22 protein-coding genes are annotated in these 20,841 nt (G+C 71.5%); 13 read left to right on the top strand and 9 right to left on the bottom strand.

Annotation, left to right across the window (positions count from 1 at the left end):
* Positions 1–115: 115 nt before the first annotated feature.
* Positions 116–877, bottom strand: a complete 762-nt coding sequence (locus tag ACFHWS_RS16025) for a maleylpyruvate isomerase family mycothiol-dependent enzyme (protein WP_416568449.1) — start codon at positions 875–877, stop codon at positions 116–118.
* Between the two features lie 69 nt (positions 878–946).
* Between ACFHWS_RS16025 and ACFHWS_RS16020 the strand changes: the two genes are divergently transcribed.
* Positions 947–2,068: a UDP-N-acetylmuramate dehydrogenase gene (locus ACFHWS_RS16020; RefSeq protein ID WP_416556275.1), complete on the top strand. Its 1,122-nt coding sequence runs from the start codon at positions 947–949 to the stop codon at positions 2,066–2,068.
* A 267-nt stretch (positions 2,069–2,335) separates the two neighbouring features.
* Here the strand turns inward: ACFHWS_RS16020 and ACFHWS_RS16015 are convergent, their stop codons facing one another.
* Both ACFHWS_RS16015 and ACFHWS_RS16010 read right to left on the bottom strand, forming a co-directional pair.
* Positions 2,336–3,172: a class I SAM-dependent methyltransferase gene (locus ACFHWS_RS16015; RefSeq protein ID WP_416556288.1), complete on the bottom strand. Its 837-nt coding sequence runs from the start codon at positions 3,170–3,172 to the stop codon at positions 2,336–2,338.
* 11 nt (positions 3,173–3,183) lie between these two features.
* Positions 3,184–3,972 carry an SDR family oxidoreductase gene (locus ACFHWS_RS16010; protein ID WP_416556274.1) on the bottom strand — a complete coding sequence of 263 codons (789 nt, stop codon included), beginning with the start codon at positions 3,970–3,972 and terminating at the stop codon, positions 3,184–3,186.
* A 189-nt stretch (positions 3,973–4,161) separates the two neighbouring features.
* Here ACFHWS_RS16010 and mshA point away from each other — a divergent pair, with 189 nt between their 5' ends.
* The 3 genes from mshA (at position 4,162) to ACFHWS_RS15995 (ending at position 6,946) form a co-directional block, all read left to right on the top strand.
* Complete coding sequence (gene mshA / locus ACFHWS_RS16005) at positions 4,162–5,526, top strand: D-inositol-3-phosphate glycosyltransferase (RefSeq protein WP_416556273.1); 1,365 nt, start codon at positions 4,162–4,164, stop codon at positions 5,524–5,526.
* 11 nt (positions 5,527–5,537) lie between these two features.
* A complete protein-coding gene (locus ACFHWS_RS16000) occupies positions 5,538–6,053 on the top strand; it encodes a YbjN domain-containing protein (RefSeq protein ID WP_416556272.1) in 516 nt (171 codons plus the stop codon).
* 86 nt (positions 6,054–6,139) lie between these two features.
* Positions 6,140–6,946, top strand: a complete 807-nt coding sequence (locus tag ACFHWS_RS15995; RefSeq protein ID WP_416568442.1) for a hypothetical protein — start codon at positions 6,140–6,142, stop codon at positions 6,944–6,946.
* Between the two features lie 321 nt (positions 6,947–7,267).
* Here the strand turns inward: ACFHWS_RS15995 and ACFHWS_RS15990 are convergent, their stop codons facing one another.
* Positions 7,268–8,587, bottom strand: a complete 1,320-nt coding sequence (locus tag ACFHWS_RS15990) for an MDR family MFS transporter (RefSeq protein WP_416556270.1) — start codon at positions 8,585–8,587, stop codon at positions 7,268–7,270.
* A gap of 173 nt (positions 8,588–8,760) precedes the next feature.
* On the opposite strand from ACFHWS_RS15990, the gene ACFHWS_RS15985 reads away from it, so the two are divergent.
* Entirely contained in the window at positions 8,761–9,510 is a 750-nt protein-coding gene (locus ACFHWS_RS15985; RefSeq protein WP_416556269.1) for a phosphoglyceromutase, read from the top strand.
* 88 nt (positions 9,511–9,598) lie between these two features.
* On the opposite strand, the gene phoU is transcribed toward ACFHWS_RS15985, so the two are convergent.
* Complete coding sequence (phoU, locus tag ACFHWS_RS15980) at positions 9,599–10,246, bottom strand: phosphate signaling complex protein PhoU (RefSeq protein WP_416556268.1); 648 nt, start codon at positions 10,244–10,246, stop codon at positions 9,599–9,601.
* A 198-nt stretch (positions 10,247–10,444) separates the two neighbouring features.
* Here phoU and ACFHWS_RS15975 point away from each other — a divergent pair, with 198 nt between their 5' ends.
* Together ACFHWS_RS15975 and ACFHWS_RS15970 are read left to right on the top strand one after the other, a co-directional pair.
* The gene (locus ACFHWS_RS15975; RefSeq protein ID WP_416556267.1) at positions 10,445–11,761 is read left to right on the top strand and encodes a sensor histidine kinase; all 1,317 of its coding nucleotides are present in this window, start codon (positions 10,445–10,447) and stop codon (positions 11,759–11,761) included.
* Positions 11,762–11,802: 41 nt separating this feature from the next.
* A complete protein-coding gene (locus ACFHWS_RS15970; RefSeq protein ID WP_416556266.1) occupies positions 11,803–12,486 on the top strand; it encodes a response regulator in 684 nt (227 codons plus the stop codon).
* A gap of 43 nt (positions 12,487–12,529) precedes the next feature.
* On the opposite strand, the gene ACFHWS_RS15965 is transcribed toward ACFHWS_RS15970, so the two are convergent.
* Positions 12,530–13,345: a hypothetical protein gene (locus ACFHWS_RS15965; RefSeq protein WP_416556287.1), complete on the bottom strand. Its 816-nt coding sequence runs from the start codon at positions 13,343–13,345 to the stop codon at positions 12,530–12,532.
* A gap of 100 nt (positions 13,346–13,445) precedes the next feature.
* Here ACFHWS_RS15965 and ACFHWS_RS15960 point away from each other — a divergent pair, with 100 nt between their 5' ends.
* Complete coding sequence (locus tag ACFHWS_RS15960; RefSeq protein ID WP_416556265.1) at positions 13,446–14,444, top strand: Ppx/GppA phosphatase family protein; 999 nt, start codon at positions 13,446–13,448, stop codon at positions 14,442–14,444.
* A gap of 10 nt (positions 14,445–14,454) precedes the next feature.
* Positions 14,455–15,294, top strand: coding sequence for a sugar phosphate isomerase/epimerase family protein (locus ACFHWS_RS15955; protein WP_416556264.1), 840 nt, complete (start codon positions 14,455–14,457; stop codon positions 15,292–15,294).
* A 37-nt stretch (positions 15,295–15,331) separates the two neighbouring features.
* Here ACFHWS_RS15955 and ACFHWS_RS15950 read toward each other — a convergent pair whose 3' ends face one another.
* From ACFHWS_RS15950 to ACFHWS_RS15940, 3 genes are read right to left on the bottom strand one after another with little or no spacing between them, the layout of a single operon-like run.
* Positions 15,332–15,883 carry a CGNR zinc finger domain-containing protein gene (locus tag ACFHWS_RS15950; RefSeq protein ID WP_278171648.1) on the bottom strand — a complete coding sequence of 184 codons (552 nt, stop codon included), beginning with the start codon at positions 15,881–15,883 and terminating at the stop codon, positions 15,332–15,334.
* Between the two features lie 18 nt (positions 15,884–15,901).
* A complete protein-coding gene (locus ACFHWS_RS15945; RefSeq protein WP_416556263.1) occupies positions 15,902–17,068 on the bottom strand; it encodes a glutathionylspermidine synthase family protein in 1,167 nt (388 codons plus the stop codon).
* Positions 17,069–17,070: 2 nt separating this feature from the next.
* Positions 17,071–17,376 carry a hypothetical protein gene (locus ACFHWS_RS15940; RefSeq protein WP_416568441.1) on the bottom strand — a complete coding sequence of 102 codons (306 nt, stop codon included), beginning with the start codon at positions 17,374–17,376 and terminating at the stop codon, positions 17,071–17,073.
* A 92-nt stretch (positions 17,377–17,468) separates the two neighbouring features.
* On the opposite strand from ACFHWS_RS15940, the gene ACFHWS_RS15935 reads away from it, so the two are divergent.
* The 4 genes from ACFHWS_RS15935 to ACFHWS_RS15920 all read left to right on the top strand — a co-directional run bounded on the left by ACFHWS_RS15935 (position 17,469) and on the right by ACFHWS_RS15920 (position 20,805).
* A complete protein-coding gene (locus ACFHWS_RS15935; protein WP_416568440.1) occupies positions 17,469–18,389 on the top strand; it encodes a proline dehydrogenase family protein in 921 nt (306 codons plus the stop codon).
* A 71-nt stretch (positions 18,390–18,460) separates the two neighbouring features.
* Positions 18,461–20,074, top strand: a complete 1,614-nt coding sequence (locus tag ACFHWS_RS15930; protein WP_416568439.1) for a hypothetical protein — start codon at positions 18,461–18,463, stop codon at positions 20,072–20,074.
* A gap of 195 nt (positions 20,075–20,269) precedes the next feature.
* The gene (locus tag ACFHWS_RS15925; protein ID WP_123605749.1) at positions 20,270–20,482 is read left to right on the top strand and encodes a helix-turn-helix domain-containing protein; all 213 of its coding nucleotides are present in this window, start codon (positions 20,270–20,272) and stop codon (positions 20,480–20,482) included.
* Positions 20,483–20,703: 221 nt separating this feature from the next.
* Positions 20,704–20,805, top strand: coding sequence for a 30S ribosomal protein bS22 (locus ACFHWS_RS15920; RefSeq protein WP_007465623.1), 102 nt, complete (start codon positions 20,704–20,706; stop codon positions 20,803–20,805).
* Positions 20,806–20,841: the final 36 nt, after the last annotated feature.

Raw genomic sequence — 20,841 nt, 5'->3', positions numbered from 1 at the left:
TGAGAGCGCTCTCACGAGAGTGGGACGTCAATCGCTCCCTGTCAAGAGAGCGCTCTCAGAACGTTGCCGGCGCGTTACCTACACCCGTTCCGACGGAGGAAAGAGCGGGCAGTGGTCAGCCGACCCGCAGCGCGTCCAGCAGTGCTGCGTCGCCGGAGACGTCCAGCATGTCGAACTGCACCCGACCCCAGAGCCCGAGGAGCAGGTCACTCGCGGAGCCGGTAGCCAGGGTCCGGGTGTGGTGATCGTCCGAATCGAGGATCGTGTCGGTGTCCAGCAACGCAATGCCCTCGCCCCGCAACCGGACGTACCACTCCTGCTCGGCATCGGTCGCCACCAGATGCGCCACCCCGTACACCGGCTGGTGGCTGCGCCGCCGGCCCGCCGGCAGCCAGGAGTCCAGCACCTCGCTGATCCCATCAACGGCCAGCTTCGCCTCCACCGGCTCCACCCCGGCGATCGCCGTCTGCGCGTCCCAGCGGTGCACCGCGGTCTCGTGCGCCATCCGCCGGACCCAAAAGCTCACCTTTTTGGTCTGCGGCGCCCAGTTCCATGCCGGCATCTCCGGGTCGAGCCCGTCCAGCAGGGTGACCAGCGCCTCGAACTCCTGCTGCCACCAGGCGAGCGCCTCGGCCCCGTCGGGTTTGGCAACCACCGGCGGCCGCTCCTCCCGCGGATCGGCGACACCGCGCGACACGGTCTCCCGCACCCACATGTACACGATGCCGAGATGGTGCACCAGGTCGACGACCGTCCAGTCCGGGCAGGACGGCACCGGCGCGTCCAGCGGCACCTCAGCGACGGCGGCCCGGAACGCCGGACCGTCCGCCCGTAGCGCGCCGAGCCAGAAGTCCTTGGAGCCGTGCAGCCTGCTCATCATGATCCTCCGGGTCGAGCCGACAGCCAGTGGCGTGGCGCGGGTGGATTCCAGCCTAGGGTGAGGGGTGTGCCTGACGTTAGTGCCCACGCGCCATCTGCTGAAGACCCGACGGCCCTTGCGCCGTTGGCACGCTATACCACGCTCGCCCTCGGCGGCCCGGCCGACCGGCTGGTCACCGCGTCCACCGCCGACGAGTTGACCGAGGCGGTCCGTGACGCCGGCCGGCGCGGCGAGCGGATTCTGCTGCTCAGCGGCGGCAGCAACGTGGTTATTGGCGACGACGGCTTCCCCGGCACGGTGATCCTGGTCCGCTCCACCGGTTTCCAGGTGATCGCCGAGGAACCGGCGGCGGTCGGCCATCCGGCCACCGTCACCATCCGGGTCGAGGCCGGCGAGCCGTGGGACGACCTGGTCGCGGCGACCGTCGCCGCCGGCTGGTCCGGGGTGGAATGCCTGTCCGGTATCCCGGGCGCAGCCGGTGCCACCCCGATCCAGAACGTCGGCGCCTACGGTCAGGAGGTCGCCGAGACCGTGCAGGCCGTGCACGTGTACGACCGGCTCACCGACGAGCGGTACGCGTTGCCCGCCACCGACTGCCGGTTCGCCTACCGCGACAGCCTGTTCAAACGCAACGACCGCTACCTGGTGCTGGCGGTGGACTTTCGACTGGCCCGCAGCGAGCTGTCCACCCCGGTGCGCTACGCCGAGCTGGCCCGCAGCCTCGGCGTCGCCGTCGGTGACCGGGTGCCGCTGGCCGACGCCCGTGCCGCCGTGCTGCGGCTACGGGCCGGCAAGGGAATGGTGCTCGACGCCACCGACCCGGACACTCGCTCGGTGGGCTCGTTCTTTACCAACCCGGTGCTGGACGCCGCCGCCGCGCGGCGGTTCCACGCCCGGGTCGCCGTCGCCGGGACGGGTGAGCCGGCGACCTGGCCGGTCGCCGGTGGCGAAGCGGTCAAGGTCAGCGCGGCGTGGCTGATCGACAAGGCCGGGTACGGCAAGGGCTACCCGGGCGGCGACGCGCCGGTCGCCATCTCCAGCAAGCACACCCTGGCGCTCACCCACCGGGGCGGCGGCAGCACCGCCGCGCTGCTCGACCTGGCCGGCACCATCAGGGACGGGGTCCGCGACCGGTACGGCGTGACCCTGCACCCGGAGCCGGTCCTGGTCAACTGCTCCTTCGACTAGCCGAGTAGTTCCGAAGTTCGGCCAGTGGTCGTAGGCAATCGTGACCGGGTGACAGGTGCTCCGGTCTCCCGGTGGCATGAACGCTCATCGAGGTGACGCTGAAGCACGTTACTTTCGCATCTTGACGTGCGTCAGCGTCACCTCGATGAGCCCACTGCACACAACATGGGCCAAGCCCACGGGTCGAAAGGGATACATGCCGGTTTGGACCCGTTCAGCAGGTTACGAAACCGGTCGTCCGGCCCGGCCCGCCGGGCGGGCCAGCGCTCAGCCGCCGGGCGGGGCCACCGCCGACCAGGGCACGGTCAACTCGCCGAGCCGCCACCGTGCCGGTCGGTCCAGCACCGGCCAGCCGCCGTCCCGCAGCGCCGACACCGTGTGCAGCCAGCGCTGCCGTGGCCCGTACGGCGCATAGCCGGCCGCCGCCCGCCAACTCTCGTCGAGCGCCCGCAGCAGCGCGTACACCCGCTCGCCCGGCACGTTGCGGTGGATCAGCGCCTTCGGCAGCCGTTCGGCGAGCACCGCCGGCCCGCCACCGGCCGGGCCGGCCAGCGTTGCCAACCGGCCGGCCAGGGTCAGCGAGACCGGCCCGGTGGCGTCGAGCAGCACCCAGGAGCAGACCCGGCCCGGTTCGTCACAGGTCCCCTCGACCAGCGAACCTCCGGGAGCGAGCGCGGTGCGCATCGTCGCCCACGCCGCCGCGACGTCGGACTCGGCGTACTGGCGCAGCACGTTGAACGCCCGGACCAGCACCGGCCGGAGCCCGGCCAGCTCGAATCCACCCCGGCCGAAGGTCAGTTGTGGCGGCGCGGCAGCCGGAGCCGCCGCCGCGACCCGGTCCGGGTCGATCTCCAGGCCGACCACCCGCACGTCCGGTCGCACCGACCGCAGCCGGGTGGCCAGCTCGACGGTGGTCACCGGGTGGGCGCCGAAACCGAGGTCGACCACCAGCGGTGGCCGGGCCGCGTCCGTCAGTGCCGGCCCGCAGCGGTACGCGATCCACCGGTCGGCCCGGCGCAGCCGGTTCGGTGCGGTGGTGCCCCGGGTGACCTCGCCGACCGGCCGGGCCGCGTCGGGCGCGCGAGCTCCGACCGGTCGGGCCATTCGATTCCCGCTCACCCGGGCAGCACCCGGTGCACCTTGTGCTGCGCTGCCTGGGCCAACGGGCGGACCACCAGCCGGTCCACGTTGACGTGCTGCGGCCGGGTGGCGCACCAGGCGACGCAGTCCGCGATGTCGTCGGCGACCAGCGGCTCGGCCACCCCGGCGTAGACCGCGTCGGCACGTGCGGTGTTCCCGCCAAACCGGTTCACGCTGAACTCGTCGGTACGCACCATGCCCGGATCGATTTCGACCACCCGGACCGGCCGGCCGCACAGCTCCAGCCGTAGCGTCTCGGTCAGCGCGGTCTGGCCGTGCTTGGCTGCGGTGTAGCCGCCACCGCCCTCGTAGACGACCTGCCCGGCGGTGGAGCCGATCACCACGACGGTGCCGGACCCGCTGGCGGTCAGCGCCGGCAGCAGAGCCTGGGTGACCCGCAGCGTGCCGAGCACGTTCACCTCGTACATCCACCGCCAGTCGGCCACCGGCGCGGACTCGACCGGGTCCAGCCCGCGCGCCCCGCCGGCGTTGTTCACCAGCAGGGTGACCCGGCCAGGCAGGTCAGCCTGCTGAGCCAACCCGCCGACCGCCTGCACCAGCCCGGCCACCGATTCGTCGTCGGTGACGTCGCAGGTCACCGCGGTGGCGGCCCCGCCGTTGTCGCGAATCGAGTCGACCAGGTCGGCGAGCCGGTCGCCGCGGCGGGCGGCGGCGACCACGTGGAAGCCCTCGGCGGCCAGCCGGCGGGCGGTTGCCGCGCCGATTCCGCTGGACGCTCCGGTGACGATGGCGATCGGTGTCATCCAGCCATTGTCGCCGCTTGGCGGACCGGGACGGTCGCCGCCGGTCGGTCCCGGGCGTCGCCGTCGACGAGAGGTGGGTCACCTCCACCCGCTGTAGTGCGGCATGTCGCTGCCAGTACCGGGAAGATGTGACGGGTCGTCCTGGTTGGTGGCGTTGGTTGCGATCAGGCGAGCGGAGGGAGCGACGTGGTGCAGGTGGGTCAGGCCGGGCCGGGTGACAACCAGCCGCCGCCGCGTCCCCGGCGGGTCGCGACACTGTCGGTGCACACCTCTCCGCTGGACTCGCCGGGCACCGGCGACGCCGGCGGCATGAACGTCTACATCGTCGAGGTGTCCCGGCGGCTGGCCGAGGCCGGCGTGGAGGTCGAGATCTTCACCCGGGCGACGGCGGGTGGCGTACCGTCGGTGGTGGAGATGGCACCCGGCGTACGGGTGCGGCAGGTGATCTCCGGCCCGCTGGAGCCGCTGCCGAAGGAGGACCTGCCGGCGCAGCTCTGCGCATTCACCGCCGGGGTGCTGCGGGCAGAAGCCGCCCGGGCACCCGGCTACTACGACCTGATCCACTCACACTACTGGCTCTCCGGGCAGGTCGGGTGGCTGGCGAAGGGGCGCTGGGGGGTGCCGCTGGTGCACACCGCGCACACGCTCGCCAAGGTCAAGAACGCCCGGCTGGCGGCCGGTGACCGCCCGGAACCGGCCCCTCGGATCATCGGCGAGGAACAGCTGGTCACCGAGGCGGACCATCTGGTGGCGAACACCCGGACCGAGGCCGGCGAGCTGATCGACTGGTACGGCGCCGAGGCGGACCGGGTCTCCGTGGTCGAACCGGGCGTCGACCTGGACCGGTTCCGGCCCGGCCCGCCCGGCCGGGAACAGGCTGCCCGGGCGGCCGCCCGACGGCGGTTCGGCTTGCCGGTCCGTGGCCATCTGGTGGCGTTCGCCGGCCGGATCCAGCCGCTGAAGGCGCCGGACGTGCTGCTGCGCGCGGTGGCCGCGCTGCGTCGGCGGGATCCGGGTGCGGTCGCCGATCTCACGGTGGTGGTCGCCGGCGGCCCGAGCGGCACCGGTCTGGACCAGCCGGGTGCCCTGATCGACCTGGCCAAATCGCTGGGAGTCGACGATCTGGTGCGGTTCATGCCGCCGCTGGGCCATACCGACCTGCCGGCTCTGTTCCGGGCCGCCGACCTGGTCGCGGTGCCGTCGTACAACGAATCATTCGGCCTGGTCGCTCTGGAGGCTCAGGCCTGCGGCACGCCGGTGCTGGCCGCCTCAGTCGGTGGCCTGGTCACCGCGGTCCGCGACGGGCACAGCGGGATGCTGGTCGACGGGCACCACCCGGACGACTGGGGCCGGGCGATCGGCGATCTGCTTGCCGCTCCGGCGTTGCGGGACCGGCTCGGTCGGGGCGCGGTGGAGCACGCCCGGCAGTTCTCCTGGACACGCACTGCGGCCGGGCTGCTCGACGTTTACGGTGAGGCGGTGCGGGCGTACCGCGCGGCGACCGCCGCCGGGATGTCCCGGGACGCCGACGCCCTGTCGGCGAGCGTGGGGTGACCAGGAGTGCCATGAGCGGACGAGCCGAGGTGGCGGCGCTGATCGAGGCGGTCTGCGCCGATCGCGAGCTGAGCTGGGAACCAACCGGTGACCTGTCGTACGCGGTGACGTTGCCGGGTACCCACAAGCTGAAGACGGTGTGCAATCTGATCGTCGGCGAGCAGGCGCTGCGAATAGAAGCATTCGTGATGCGGCAGCCCGATGAACGGCGTACCGAGTTGTGGACCTGGCTGCTGCAACGCAACGCCCGGATGTACGGTGTCGCCTTTTCGGTCGACGCGGTCGGCGACATCTACCTTACCGGTCGTGTCGGGCTGGCCGGAATTACCGAAGACGAACTGGACCGGATACTCGGATCGGTGCTCACCTATGCCGACGAGTCATTCGACGCGATGCTGGAGATCGGCTTCGGTTCGGCGATCCGCCGCGAGTGGGAATGGCGGGTCAAAAGAGGTGAATCGGTGGCGAACCTGCGCGCCTTCGCGCACCTTTTCGACGACAAGACGCCGGAGGATCCAGGTTTGTAGGGAGTCAGCAGGGTACTGCTCGCATGGTGGCGCAACCGTCGCCCACTGCCCCCCGCAGGCACACTGTCAAAGGGAGTGAGCAGACCATGCCTCAACAGACCAGCACCCGGCGCCGCAGCCCTGCGTCGAACGGACGGTCCAAGGCCGGCCGTAGCTCCAGCTCGGCCCGCAAGTCCAGCTCGGCGACCATCGGCCGGGCCGGCGGCGCGGTCCGGGAGAGCGACCTCGCCGACCTTCGCGTCGACGAACTGCGAGACCAGCTGCGCAAGCGCGGGGTGACCGGCACGTCCAACCTGCGCAAGCCCGATCTGATCAAGTCGTTGGCGCGGGCGATGCGGCGGGGTACTCCGGCGCGGGCGAAGCAGGCGTCCCGGCCGAAGGCCGGTTCGCCGACCTCCCAGCGTTCGGCGCCGGCTGGCAAGAGCGCCGGTGCGGCGCGCAAGAGCACCAGTGCGGCCCGCAAGAGCACCAGTTCGACGGGGCGGAACACCTCTGGCGCGGGCGGTGGCGGACGGTCCGGCGGTGCCAAGATCCGGTCCGGAGCCAAGTCGTCCAGTTCGCTGAAGTACGCCCAGCGTATCGACGATCCGCAGCAGCATGCCGAACGTGCCGGGCGTAGCCTGATCACCACCGATCACCGGACGATCCGGCAGTGGGCCGACGCCCGGGGCGGTACCCCGGCGACCGTCAGCGCCCCTCGCGATGGCCGGCCCAGCGTGCTGCGGATCGACTTCCCCGGCTACGGTGGCGGCAATTTACGCAAGATCTCCTGGGATGAGTGGTTTGGGACGTTTGATCAGCGTCGGTTGAACTTCATCTACCAGGAACAGCGCACGGACGGTACACCGAGCAATTTCTTCCGGCTTGAATCTCCCGACCGTGAAGATGCCTGAGCGTGTATTGGTCATCACTCGTCGGGGTTGTTGCGGGCGTAAACCCGTTCGGCACCTCGGATGGTGTGATTGGGCGTACAACCGAATCGCCTTGTCCATCGGAAGTGTCAGGAACTACGGTTGAGTCACGCGCCGAGCCCGGGATTGGCTGGGGGCCGTCGGACCGGTTCGGTCCGAACAACCGGGCTGGGTGCCGGGGGACCGGTGGCATTGGGCCGTTGGGGGACGGCGCCACCCGAAACCGGCGGCGAGGGGGAGCGACGCTTACGGGGGTGAGTGTCGCTCCCCGCCGCCGGTTATCCGTTTCCGCCGGCCCGGCAACTACTGCGGATGAGCCGGCGCCAGCGGCTGTTGAGACCCGTCCGGCTTCGCCAGCTGGGACCGGGCCGGCAGAGTTACGGCCGAAGCGCCCGTCCGCAGCTCGGCGGCTCGCCGCTCGCGGGCCGGTCCGGCGATCAGCTGACCCACCGCGACCACCCCGCCGATCGCGGCGCAGCCGAGCCACAGTGCGGTGTTCCCCGCGTACTGCCAGACGAAGCCGCCGGTGATCGGCGCGGCGAAGGCGGCGACCGACCAGGACAGCGAGAAAACACCCTGGTAGCGGCCGCGCAGTGCGGCCGGGGTGAGCTCGGCGATCAGCGTCGCGTTCGACGGCGAGTTGAGCATCTCGCCAGCGGTCCAGATCAGCACTGTCACCGCGTACAACCAGGCGACGTCGGCGACGGCGGTCAGGCCGAAGCCGACCCCGACGATCACCGCCGCCAGAGCCAGCACGTGCGAACGGTTGCGGCCGCTGATCAACCGGGGGACGAAGAGCTGCCCGACCACGATGAGTACGCCGTTGAGCGCCATCACCACGCCGAACGTGGTGGGCGACAGCCCGTCGTCGGCCATCGCGATCGGCAACATCGCGCCGTGCTGCATGAACACCATGGCCAGCAGCACGTTCAGCCCGACGAAGCCGAGGAAGACCCGGTCGGTGACGACAACCAGCAACCCGGCCGGTCGGGCCGCGACCACGGTCGGACCGAGTGGTGCCGCCGCCTGGGTCGCCGGCCGGGTCTCACCGACCTTGGCGAAGACCAGCGCGGCGGTGGCCAGGGTGGTGCTCGCGTTCACCGCGAACAGCAGGAAGTAGTCGACCTGCGCGGCGAGTCCGGCGAGCACCGCCGCGAACGCGTACCCCAGGTTGATGGCCCAGTAGTTGAGCGAGAAGGCACGCAGCCGGTCGGCGGCCGGGACCACGTCGATCATCATCGCCCCGTAGGCCGGCCGGGCACCCTCGTTGAACAGGCCGAGCAGTGCGGCGCCCACCAGGAGCAGCCACCACCGGTCGGCCAACCCGAGGACGATCAGCATGGTGGCAGCGCCCAGATGCGCGGTGAGCAGCGTTGGGCGGCGCCCCCAGCGGTCGGCGAGCGTCCCGCCGAGCAGGGTGCCGACGGCTCCGCCGGCGCCCCAGGCGCCGAGCACCAGACCGGCCTGGGAGCCGGACAGGCCGCGCCCGGCGGTCAGGTAGATGGCCAGGAAGATCACGACGAACGAGCCGAGCCGGTTGATCAGGCTGCCGGTCCACAGGTACCAGAAGGCCCGGGGCAGGCCGCTGGTGGTCTGCTGTAGCCATCCCCGCGCACCCGACATCGGCTAGCTACCCCCCCCCGTGCAGTAATGAACAGTGCAACATCTGTGCCTTACACGCTAGGCGTCGGGCGGCGTACCGAGCATGCGAATTTCCGCGTGGCGGTCGTCACCCCGGCCGGCCGGTGCCCCGGGCCGGTGAACCTCCGGGCACCGGGTCCGGCAGGATGGACGACATGACTGTGGGGACACTGGTGCTGCTCCGGCACGGCGAGAGCGAGTGGAACGCGAAGAACCTCTTCACCGGTTGGGTCGACGTGGATCTGACCGCCAAGGGCGAGGCCGAGGCGCGGCGCGGCGGTGAGCTGCTGGCGCAGCACAACCTGCTGCCGGACGTGGTGCACACCAGCGTGCTGCGGCGGGCCATCCGGACCAGCGAGTTGGCGCTGCACACCGCGGACCGGGGCTGGATCCCGGTGCGCCGGTCGTGGCGGCTCAACGAGCGGCACTACGGCGCGCTACAGGGCAAGAACAAGAAGCAGACCCTGGAGGAGTACGGCGAGGAGCAGTTCATGCTCTGGCGCCGCTCCTACGACACCCCGCCGCCGCCGATCGCCGACGACGACGACTGGTCGCAGGTCGGCGAACCTCGGTACCGGGAGCTGCCGCCGGAGCTGATGCCCCGCACCGAATGCCTGGCCGACGTGGTGCGGCGGATGCTGCCGTACTGGTACGACGCGATCGTGCCGGACCTGCTCGCCGGCAAGCAGGTGCTGGTCGCGGCGCACGGCAACTCGCTGCGGGCGCTGGTGAAGCACCTCGACGGGATCTCCGACGAGGCGATCGCCAAGCTGAACATCCCGACCGGCATCCCGCTGCGCTACGACCTGGACGGCGCGCTGCGACCGGTCAACGCCGGCGGTGACTACCTGGACCCGGACGCCGCCGCGGCAGCGGCCGCCGCGGTCGCCAACCAGGGCCGTTGAGCCGTCGGGCCAGGGGTACGGGACGTGGTCCGCACCGTACCCCTGGCCCTGGTCATGGCCGGCCTGGCACCGCTGCCCGGCCGGCCGGTCAGTCGTTCGGACTCACCCCGGTCACGTGGTAGACGACCCGCCGGCCGGCGTTGACCGCGTGGTCGGCGTACCGCTCGTAGAACCGGCCCAGCAGCGCGCCGTCGATGGCGGTCTCCGCACCGTACGGCCAGTCCTTGCCCAGTAGCACCCGGAACAGCTTGCGGTGCAGTTCGTCCATCGCGTCGTCGTCGCTGTCGAGCTCGGCGGCGGTCTCCGCGTCCGGGGTACGCAGCACCCCGACCACCTTGGCGATCATGCGGTCGGCGACCTCGGCCATCTCCGAGAAGACTCCGCGTAGCTCGGCCGGGACAGCTGGTGACGGGTGGCGACGCAGCGCGGTCTTGGCCACGTGGTCGGCGAGGTCACCCATCCGCTCCAACCCGGAGGCCACGTGCAGCGCGGTGATCGCCATCCGCAGGTCGGAGGCGACCGGCGCCTGCCGGGCCAGCAAGTCGCTCACCCGCTCCTCCACCGTGCGGTAAAGGGCATCGATCTCGGCATCGTTGACCAGTACCGTCTCGCCGGCTTCGCGGTCGGCGGTGAGCAGCGCGCCGGTCGCCCGGCGCAGCGCCGTCTGTGCGGCTTCCGCCATCGATACCAGCAGCTCGCTGATTTCCTGCAGCTCGGCCTGGAACTCCTCGCGCATGGTGGCCTTCCGTCGTCGTGGTGGGAGGTCTCCGGTCCTGGTCCCGCCCGGTGTCGCCCACACCGTATGGCGGCTTGCCGGCACCCAGATGAACAGGGGTGAACAGAGCGGGGCGGCAGTATGAACATCTGGCGATTGCCGTGAGATATGTCCTGTTCGGGTGGCTGACCAGGTTAACAATGGCCCTACGATCGCCCCGTGGATTGGGCGGTTCTGGCCGGCGGTGCGGCCGTCGGCACTGGCGGCGGGCTCGTCGCCGGTCTGCTCCTGGCGCGAGCCCGGGCACGACAACTGGCATCCGCCCCGGTCGAACACCGGGGCGGGCAGCGTACGTCCAGCAACGGGAGGCCGCAGATCGTCGCGAACGACGCCGCTGCGGCACCCCCGGCCCCGGCCCGCAGCCTCATCGACTCGTTGGCCCGCCGGAGCCTGGACTCGTTGCGGGTCGGCGTGGTGGTGCTCGACGACACCGACGTGCCGGTGCTGGTCAACCCGGCGGCCCGGGCGATGGGAATGCTCCGGGCCGGGCCGACGCCGGGCAGCGTCACCGCGCACCCGATCATCCGTACCCTGGCCGGGCAGGTCCGCCGCACTGGCGTGCGTCGCGAAGTGGAGCTCGACCTGCCCCGGGGCCGCGAAGGCGGCACCCAGGACCCGCTCGGGGTGCACCTGCGGGCCGTCGGCCTGCGCGGCAACCACGTGGCGGTCGAAGCCGCCGACGTCACCGAGTCGCACCGGGTGGCCCGGGTCCGCCGGGACTTCGTCGCCAACGTCAGTCATGAGCTGAAGACCCCGATCGGTGCCCTGCAGCTGCTCGCCGAGGCGTTGCTGGACGCCACCGACCCGGACAGCGCGGTCACCGACCCGACCGAGGACGTGGCCGCCGCCCGCCGATTCGCCGAACGGATTCAGCACGAGTCGACCCGGCTCGGCCGGCTGGTCAACGAGCTGCTCGAACTCACCCGGCTACAGGGAGCCGAGCCGCTGCCGGCCCCCGACCCGATCGCGGTCGACTGGGTGCTGGCCGAGGTCGTGGACCGGACCCGTACCCCGGCCGCAGCCCGCCGGATCGAGGTGACGGTGACGGGCGAGCGCGGGCTGACCGTGTACGGTCGCGACAGCCAGATCGCCACCGCGGTGGCGAACCTGGTGGAGAACGCGATCGCCTACTCCGGTGCGGACACCCGGGTCACGGTGACCGCCTCCCGGGCCGACGAATACGTCGACATCGCCGTCGCGGACCAGGGCATCGGCATCGCCCCCGACGAGGTTGACCGGATCTTCGAACGGTTCTACCGGGCCGACCAGGCACGCTCGCGCAGCACCGGCGGCACCGGGCTGGGCCTGGCCATCGTCAAGCACATCGTCACCAACCATGGCGGTCGGGTCGAGGTTTCCAGCACGCTGGGTGGAGGGTCGACGTTCACGCTGCGGCTGCCTGCCAGCCCGCCGGACGCCGCACTGCCGCTACCCGAATCGGTTGAGATCGACACCGGTCCGGCCGCGCACGAGTAGGTCTGAGCGGATCAGGCCGGACACAGGGAAGGAAACGACAAGTGGCCCGGGTACTCGTGGTGGAGGACGAGGAGTCCTTCTCCGACGCGCTCTCCTACATGCTGCGCAAAGAGGGGTTCGAGGTGTCGGTGGCGCCAACCGGCACCGCCGCGCTCACCGAGTTCGACCGCACCGGAGCGGACATCGTGCTGCTCGACCTGATGCTGCCCGAGATGTCCGGCACCGAGGTCTGCCGTGAACTGCGGCAACGCTCCCGGGTACCGATCATCATGGTGACTGCCCGGGACAGCGAGATCGACAAGGTGGTGGGCCTGGAGATCGGCGCCGACGACTATGTCACCAAGCCGTACTCGCCCCGGGAGCTGGTCGCCCGGATCCGGGCGGTGCTGCGCAGACAGAGCACCGAGGTGATCGAAGCGTCCACCGCGACGCTGACCGCCGGACCGGTTCGGATGGATGTCGAGCGGCACGTGGTGACCGTCGACGGTGACTCGGTCCAGCTGCCACTGAAGGAGTTCGAGCTGCTCGAGCTGCTGCTGCGCAACGCCGGCCGGGTGCTCACCCGGGGGCAGCTGATCGACCGGGTGTGGGGTGCCGACTATGTCGGGGACACCAAAACCCTCGATGTGCACGTCAAGCGGCTGCGTTCCAAGATCGAACCGGAGCCGTCGGCCCCGCGCTTCATCGTCACCGTGCGCGGGCTGGGCTACAAGTTCGAGTCCTGACCAAATGTTGGGGCCGGTGCCGGGGCCGGCGGTCGCTTCGGTGTCAGTCCGACCGGCGGGCGTTCGGCGTCCGCCGGCGCGGCGTGGCCGGGTGCGCTGCCACCAGGCCACGCCGGGCCCGTGCCGCGCACAGCTCGGCCAACCGGGCGTACGCCGCCTTGCCGACCAGCGCGGTCAGCTCCGGCTCGTACGACCGGTACATCGGCTCGCCCCCGACGTGCGCCTCCGGCGACGAGGTGCACCACCAGTCCAGATCGTGCCCACCGGCACCCCAGCCCCGCCGGTCGAACTCGGTCAGCGTGGAGACCAGCACCTTGCTGCCGTCCGGGCGTTTGGCCCACTCCTGGTCCCGGCGGATCGGCAACTGCCAGCAGACGTCCGGCTTGTACTCCAGCGGATGCACCCCGTCGCGCAGCGCCTGGGCGTGCAGCGCACAACCCCCGCCACCGGGGAAGTCGGCGTCGTTGTGGAACACGCACGGCCCGTCGGCGCTGCGGGTGGCGGTCCGCCGCGCCGGATTCTTACCGTCGACGGTGTCCATCTCGGTGTAGTTCTTGAACCCGCGCCGGTAGTGCTGCCAGGTCTGCGGGGTGAGCCGCTTCGCGGCCGCCTTGACCCGGTTCTCGTCGTCGCTGTCGGTGAAGAAGGCACCGTGCGAACAGCAGCCGTCCCCAGCCCGGCCGGCGATGATGCCGTGGCAGGACCCACCGAACACACAGGTCCAGCGGGACAGCAACCAGGTCAGGTCGGCCCGGATCAGATGCGCGGCATCGGCCGGGTCGACGAACTCGATCCACTCACGGGGAAAGTCCAGCTCGACCTCCCGACTGCGGGGGTCGGCCGGGGTCTCGACCAGGATCCGGAGCTCGCCACGGGGTGCCACCCGGCCAGGGTACGCCTGCCACCTGCGGCGGGCCGGGCAAGCGGGTCGGTACGCCGGATTGGCCTAGGGTGATCACATGCGACTGGGTGTGCTCGACGTCGGCTCCAACACCGTGCATCTGCTCGTGGTGGACGCACACCCCGGCGCCCACCCGTGGCCGGCACACTCGGAGAAGTCGCTGCTGCGGCTCGCCGAACAGATCGGTCCGGACGGCGCGCTCACCCCGGCCGGGGCGGACGCCCTGGTCGAAGCGGTGGCCGCCGCGCGGGCCGCAGCCGACCACTGGAAGACCAGCGACCTGATCGCGTTCGCCACCTCGGCGGTGCGCGACGCCACCAACTCGGCGGCGGTGCTGGCCCGGGTCCGCGTCGAGACTGGCGTGCACCTGCAGGTGCTCTCCGGCACCGACGAGGCCCGGATGACCTTCCTCGCGGTCCGCCGCTGGTTCGGCTGGTCCGCCGGCCGGCTGCTGGTGCTGGACATCGGCGGCGGCTCCCTGGAGCTGGCCGCCGGTGTCGACGAGGAGCCGCACCTGGCCCAGTCGCTGCCGCTCGGGGCCGGCCGGTTGACCCGGGAACGGCTCGGGGTCACCCCGTTCACCGCCAGCCCGCCGGCCGCACAGTTCGTCGCCGACCTGCGGGAGTACGTCGACGCCCAGGTGCAGACGATGGTCCCGCTGCTGCAGGCGCAGGGCTGGGACCGGACGGTCGGCACCTCCAAGACGTTCCGCACCCTGGCCCGGCTGACCGGGGCCGCGCCGTCCAGCGCCGGGCTGTGGGCGCCCCGGCGGCTGACCCGTACCGGGCTGCGTCAGGTGACCGGGTTCATCCGCCACATCCCGCCTGCCGAGTTGCGCGAACTCGAAGGGGTCAGCGCCAGCCGGGGGCACCAGTTGCTGGCGGGGGCGATGGTGGCCGAGTCGGTCATGCGGCAGTTGGGCATCGAGTCGCTCGACATCTGTCCGTGGGCGCTGCGGGAAGGGGTGATCCTGCGCCGGATGGCACAGCTGGAGCTGATCTCTGCCGGTGACCTGGGCACGGTCACCGGCCCGGCAGGTCCGCGCCGGCCGGGCTAGGCTGGGCGTCGTGACCTCCGCGGTACCCGTGCTGCTCTCCAGCTCATCGGTGTTTCCCGAGCCGACGGCGGCCGCCTTCGAGCTGGCCGCCGCGCTCGGCTACGACGGCATCGAGGTGATGGTCTGGACCGATGCGGTCAGCCAGGACGCTGGCGCGCTGCGTGGGCTTGCCGCGCACTACGGTGTGCCGGTACTCGCTGTGCATGCCCCCTGCCTGCTGGTCACCCAGCGGGTCTGGAGCTCCGACCCGTGGGAACGACTGCGCCGCTCGGCCGTACTGGCCGAGACGCTCGGCGCGCCGACCGTCGTGGTGCATCCTCCGTTCAGCTGGCAACGTGACTACGCCCGTACCTTCGCCGACGGGCTGCGTACCCTGCGCGACGCCCACCCACAGGTGCGGTTCGCGGTGGAGAACATGTTCCCGGTCCGGATGGCCGGCCGTGAGTTCGTTCCGTACCAGCCCGGCTGGGATCCGACCGAGGTCGGCTACGACGCGTACACCCTTGACCTGTCGCACTGCGCCGCGTCGCGGGCCGACGCACTGGCCCTCGCCGCCGCGATGGGCGACCGGCTGGAGCACGTGCACCTCGGCGACGGCAGCGGCCTCGGCCGCGACGAGCATCTGGTCCCCGGCCGGGGCAACCAGCCGTGCGGCGAGCTGCTCAGCTCGCTGGCCGGCAACGGCTTCCGGGGCGCGGTGGCGGTCGAGGTCGCCACCCGTGGCGCCCGCAGCCGTACGGTGCGCGAGGCCGACCTGCGCGATTCGTTGGCGTTCGCCCGCCGGCACCTGGCCGCCATCGACGGCGGCAGCCCCGGCCGGTCGGCGACCGCCGACCAGCCGGCCGGCTGAGCCGGAAAGACTGGCCGGCTGGAGCCGGGGAAGACCGTCAGCTGACCGGCAGCAGCGGCTTGTCCTCGACCGCGGCGCGCTTGCGGGCCCGGTGCGCGGCCACGTGCGAGCGGGTGGCGCAGCGCTCCGAGCAGAACCGCCGGCAGCAGTTCGACGACGTGTCCAGGTAGACGTTGCCGCAGCGGGCGTCAGCACAGACGCCGAACCGGGCACTGCCGTACTCGCACAGCCAGACCGACAGCCCCCACACCGCCCCAGCCAGATACTCGGCGCTGACCGAGGCTCCCCGGCCGGTCACGTGCATGTGCCAGTCGTTGGAGTCGTGGCCGGAGATCCGCGGCTGCACCGGAAACGCCGCGAGCAGCGAGTTGAGCTCGGCGACCGCGTCGGCATCGCGCCCGGTGGTGCCGTACTCGAAGACGTCCCGCAGGCGTCTACCGGCCCGCCGGAACACCGTCAGGTCGCGGTCACAGACCTCGTCGCACATCCAGACGTGGTCGCCGTGGAACAGCGCCCTCAGGTCGTCGAGGTCAGCCAACGGGGAGTTGACCAGATCAACTGCGGTCCGCGCGTAGGCGTCGAAGTCCACCTGACAACCGTAGACGATTCAGATCGCCCGGTGGGCGGCCACGTAGTGCGGCAGAAACCGGGCGTACCCGTCGGTTATCAATCCGGAACTCTCCCGTAACCCGGCACCGGCCGACTCGCCGGCCACCACCCAGCTGCCCAGCACCAGATGGTTGCCGTCGAACGCCGGCAGCGCCCGGAACTCCTGGTAGCACCAGCCTTCGGCGCCGTAGTCGCCCGGATTCTCGATCTCACCGCCGGCAGCCACGATCCGTACCGCCGCGCCTTCCCGGCCGAGCAGCGGCTTGGCGACGTACTCCGGCATCCCGCGCGGTCCGTCCAGGTACGCCGGCAGCAGGTACGGGTGGTCCGGAAACAGCTCCCAGAGCACCGCCAGCAGCGCCTTGTTCGACAGCAGCAGCTTCCACGCCGGCTCGATCCAGGTGGTCGGGGTGCCCGGTGCGAGCGCCAGCCGCCCGTACGGCTCGGCCAGCATCCACTCCCACGGGTAGAGCTTGAAGCAGGTGGTGATCGGCTGGTCGGCGGCGTCGACGAAGCGCCGGCCGTCCCAGCCTACGTCGAGCATCGGCAGCAGCTCGGCGGTCAGCCCGGCCTGGCGGGCGGTCTCGGCGAGGTATCCGGCGGTCATCAGATCCTCGCCGGTCTCCTCCTCGCTCGACCAGGTGACGTGCAGCGTCGGATGGTACATCCCGGCCTTAATCTGCGCCCAGCCCGCCACCAGCCGTTCGTGCAGGCTGTTCCACTGGTCGAGCTGCGGTCGGGTGTCCTCCAGCCAGTACCACTGCACGATCGCGGCTTCGACCAGGGCGGTGGGGGTGTCGGCGTTGTACTCCAGCAGCTTCGGCGGCCAGGAGCCGTCGTACCAGAGGTCGAACCGGCCGTACAGACTCGGTGGCCGCTCGCGCAACGACCGGGCGACTGCGTCGGTGGCCCACGCCGGGATGCCGAAATCGGCGTACCGCCGGTGCGTCACCACGTGCTCGGCCGCCGCCACCGCCATCCGGTGCAGTTCCTCGGTCGCCTCCTCCAGCCGCAGCACCTCCGGTAGGTCGAAGGCGTAGCAGGCGGATTCATCCCAGTAGGACATCACCGAGCCGTTGGGCAGTTCGGTGTCGGCGTACACCAGACCCTGCTGCCGTACCGTCGCGTCCCAGTCCGGCCGGGGCCGACAGGTTTCGCGCCGCACGCTCAGCCGCCGCAGGAGGCGAGGTGGGTGCCGAATCCGCCTCGGTCGGGCATGGCCGCTGTGGTGTCGGCCGGAGCTTCCGGCGTGGTACGGGCGACGAACGCCCCGGCGCCGCCGGCGGCCATCGCCAGCACCGTCGTGCCGCCGCCGGAGCCGGCACCCATCGACCGGTCGTCGTCGCAGTCGTCGTCCGGGACCAGGTTGCAGCCGGAGAGGGAGAGCGCCAGCGCGGTGAGCGCACCGAGCTGGACACTGGTCGACCGGAGCCGGCGCGGGGAGATCTTGTCCACAGCACTGTTGTAGCTCACCGACGCACGCCCGGCGTCGGTGGATCTCGGCCTGCGGCCGGACCTCGGCCACTGGCCGGGCCGGTCGTGGTCAAGGGCGATACGCTCGCCCTATGCTTCGCTCGGTCATCCTCGCCGCGTCCCGGTCGACCACGATCGAACGGCTGGTCGCCGCCGCCCCGTTCAGCCGTGACGTGGTACGCCGATTCGTCGGCGGCACCACCATCGACGAGGCGTTGACCGCCGCGGCCGAGCTCACCGGTACCGGTCTGGTGATCAGCATCGACCACCTCGGTGAGGACACCACCACCGCCGAGCAGGCCAGCGCGGTGCGGGCGGAGTACCTGGCCCTGCTGGACGCGCTGGACCGGGCCGGTCTCGCCGCCGGCGCCGATGTCAGCGTGAAGCTCTCCGCGCTCGGGCAGCGGTTCGACGAGCCGGCGGCGACCGGGCACGCCCAGGCGATCTGCGCGGCGGCGGCCGCCGTCGGTGGCACCGTCACCCTCGACATGGAGGACCACAGCACCACCGACTCGACCCTGGACGTTCTGCAGACGCTGCGTGCCGACCATCCATCCACCGGGGCGGTGCTGCAGGCTTACCTGCGGCGTACCGAGACGGACTGCCGGGAGCTGGCCACCGCCGGTTCCCGGGTGCGGCTGTGCAAGGGGGCGTATGCGGAGCCGGAGTCGGTCGCCTACCAGTCGGCGATCGACGTCGACAAGTCCTTCGTGCGGTGCCTCAACATCCTGTTCTCCGGCGCCGGCTACCCGATGCTGGCCACTCACGACCCGCGCCTGATCGCGATCGCCGAGGACCGGGCCCGCTGGTTCGACCGGGCGCCGGAGGAGTTCGAGTTCCAGATGCTGTACGGGGTTCGACCGGCCGAACAGGCCCGGCTCGCGGGGGAGGGCTACACCATGCGGGTCTACCTGCCCTACGGCACCGACTGGTACGGCTACCTGATGCGCCGTCTCGCTGAGCGTCCAGCCAACGTGGCGTTTCTCGGCCGGGCGCTGCTCTCCCGCGACTGACGCCGGCACCCTGTGTTGCCGCTCAACCCGGGCTGGACCGGGATGGTTCCGGCCCCCGTATCATTCGGCGGGTGACCGACCGGCAGGACTCCGTACCGACCGATGAGCCGGAGCCGGACAGTTCGACGGACCGGCCGGAGTCCGATGGATCGGACGAACCAGATTCGTCCCCGATGGACCAGCCGGAGCGGCCGGATCCTGCGCCGATCCCGGTGATCCCGCCGCCGGAGCGGCGCTGGTCGCTCTGGCCGGTGCTCGGCATCGTCGCGACGGTGTTGCTCTGCGCCGTGCCGGTGGTCGGTGCGGTGGCGCTGATCGACCGGTTGCCCAGCCCGGAACCGCCGGTGATCGAGCCGACGGCCACCCCGCAGACCGGCCCGCCGGCCAGCCCGGTGCCGGGTGATCCGCCGGCCGCTGTCCAGGCCTGGCTGCGTACCCAGATCAACGCCCTGCTCGACCAGCAGGCCGCCGCGCTGATCGCCGGCAACGAACGGGGCTTCCTCGCGGTCGCCGAACCCGGCTCGGCCGCCCACGACGATCTGGCCCGCCAGTTCCAGACCCTGCGCGCGATGCAGGTGACGACGTGGCGCCCGTCGGTCAGTACGCTGCCGGTCGAGTTCGACCCGACCGCCAGCGCCACGCCCACGTCGGCGGCCACCGGGTCGGCCGCGCCGACCGCGACGACGACCACCGCACCGACGGCCATGGCCACGGTCACCGCCGCACCGACGGCGACCGCGCCGGTAACCGCAGGCCCGCCACCGTCACCGACCGCCCCGTCACCGACCGGCACCGAATGGCGGTTGCTGGTCAGCTACCAGCACTGCTTCGTGGCGCCCTCCTGCGAGACCAGCGAAGTGGTGGTCGGTCAGCGCTGGAGCACCGAGGGCGGACGGCTGCGCCTCGTGGCGGTCGAGCCGTCGCTGACCCTGCAGGACGGGCCCCGGCCCTGGGAGGTCAGCGAACTGGTCGTCGCGACCGGCAACCGGACCTTGGTGGCGACCACCCCGCAGTACCGGGATCTGCTGCCCGACCTGCTGCGCGACGCCGAGGAGGCGGCGGCGGTCGCGGACCGGTACGCGGTCTCCGGTGCCGCCCCGGACCGGTACCGGGTCTTCTACGCCGGTGCCGACGAATGGGGCAGCTGGTACGGCGGAAACCGTCCGGACTGGACCGCCGGGTATGCGGTGGCGGTCGGCGGCGGACACTACGAGATCGTGCTCAACGGCACCAATCTGCGCGACGTGGTCCGGCCGGACCTGCTGCGTCATGAGTTGACCCACGCCGCGTCCCTGCCGGACGGCGGGAACCGGGAGCGGGCCGCCTGGTGGCTGATCGAGGGACTGGCGGAGCATGCGGCGGCCGGCGGCCGGCCGGTGGTCCGCTACGAAGGGCTGGACGACGTCCGCCGGCTGGTCCTGGAACAGGACTGGCAGGGGCCGCTGAGCAGCGTCGAGCCGACCGCGGACGCCGAGGACTGGCAGGTAGGTGCCGGGTACGGGGTGGGCTACCTGGCGGTCCGGCACCTGGTCGACCGGTTCGGCGAGGAGCGGACGTTGGCGTTCTTCCGGTCCGTGGTGCACGACGGCGTGGGTCTCGACGAGGCCGCCCGGACGCAGTTCGGTGAAGCCTGGGAGGGCCTGCAGGAGGCGTGCGTCGACTACGTCCGGCGGGCGGTCGGCTGAGCCGTCACCCGCCGCCGTCGTGCCGGTAGCTCGTACGGGTGTCGGCCGCCCCGCCGTCGGGATCAAATGACGGAACGGATCGCGCCGGTCACAGCGACCCCGTTACCGTACTGGTAACACGTGCGTTGTCCGTCGCGGCGCGGAAGGGTCCCGCCGGGCGGCACGCGCCGGGGAAATGGGATGGATCGGTGAACCATGGCAGGATCACCACAGTCCGAGGACAGGCTGTCGGAGGTCAAGTTCCTGACCGTCGCCGAGGTGGCGAGGGTGATGCGGGTGTCCAAGATGACCGTCTATCGACTCGTGCACTCCGGTGAGCTTTCCGCAGTACGGGTCGGCCGGTCGTTCCGGGTGCCGGAACACGCGGTGCACGAGTACCTGCGAGGGGCTTTCCGGGAGACCGCCTAGCGGGTATCCGGAGATGCCCAGCACCGACGCGTCCCCCGGCTGGCGCCGGGGCCGCGTTGGTGCTGATGAAACGCGCGGGCTAGGCTTGACGCCGGCCGTGCCGTCGTATGCGCGGGTGAGTCCGCCCGCCGGCCCGGCCGGTTGTCCCGTTCGGTCCACGCGTCAGCCTCCCCGCATGCTGCGCACGGGCCGACCCGAACGTTCGTTGGAAAGGCTTTCGTATGGGCTCGGTGGTCAAGAAGCGCCGCAAGCGTATGGCCAAGAAGAAGCACCGCAAGCTGCTGCGCAAGACCCGCGTCCAGCGTCGACGTCTCGGCAAGTGACCGTGGCCGGGCCCAGGCCCGGCTCAGCAACGCTCC

It is taken from the genome of Micromonospora sp. LOL_013, assembly GCF_048060315.1.
Taxonomy (GTDB): Bacteria; Actinomycetota; Actinomycetes; order Mycobacteriales; family Micromonosporaceae; genus Micromonospora_E.
Note: the sequence above shows the minus strand (reverse complement) of the source record. Positions and strands in the feature narration are given on the sequence as shown.

Coding starts and splice junctions, on each gene's coding strand:
- ACFHWS_RS16025 (WP_416568449.1), bottom strand. CDS start 877: ATGAGCAGGCTGCACGGCTCCAAGGACTTCTGGCTCGGCGCGCTACGG.
- ACFHWS_RS16015 (WP_416556288.1), bottom strand. CDS start 3,172: ATGGCCCGACCGGTCGGAGCTCGCGCGCCCGACGCGGCCCGGCCGGTC.
- ACFHWS_RS16010 (WP_416556274.1), bottom strand. CDS start 3,972: ATGACACCGATCGCCATCGTCACCGGAGCGTCCAGCGGAATCGGCGCG.
- ACFHWS_RS16000 (WP_416556272.1), top strand. CDS start 5,538: ATGAGCGGACGAGCCGAGGTGGCGGCGCTGATCGAGGCGGTCTGCGCC.
- ACFHWS_RS15995 (WP_416568442.1), top strand. CDS start 6,140: ATGCCTCAACAGACCAGCACCCGGCGCCGCAGCCCTGCGTCGAACGGA.
- ACFHWS_RS15990 (WP_416556270.1), bottom strand. CDS start 8,587: ATGTCGGGTGCGCGGGGATGGCTACAGCAGACCACCAGCGGCCTGCCC.
- ACFHWS_RS15985 (WP_416556269.1), top strand. CDS start 8,761: ATGACTGTGGGGACACTGGTGCTGCTCCGGCACGGCGAGAGCGAGTGG.
- phoU (WP_416556268.1), bottom strand. CDS start 10,246: ATGCGCGAGGAGTTCCAGGCCGAGCTGCAGGAAATCAGCGAGCTGCTG.
- ACFHWS_RS15960 (WP_416556265.1), top strand. CDS start 13,446: ATGCGACTGGGTGTGCTCGACGTCGGCTCCAACACCGTGCATCTGCTC.
- ACFHWS_RS15935 (WP_416568440.1), top strand. CDS start 17,469: ATGCTTCGCTCGGTCATCCTCGCCGCGTCCCGGTCGACCACGATCGAA.
- ACFHWS_RS15925 (WP_123605749.1), top strand. CDS start 20,270: ATGGCAGGATCACCACAGTCCGAGGACAGGCTGTCGGAGGTCAAGTTC.
- ACFHWS_RS15920 (WP_007465623.1), top strand. CDS start 20,704: ATGGGCTCGGTGGTCAAGAAGCGCCGCAAGCGTATGGCCAAGAAGAAG.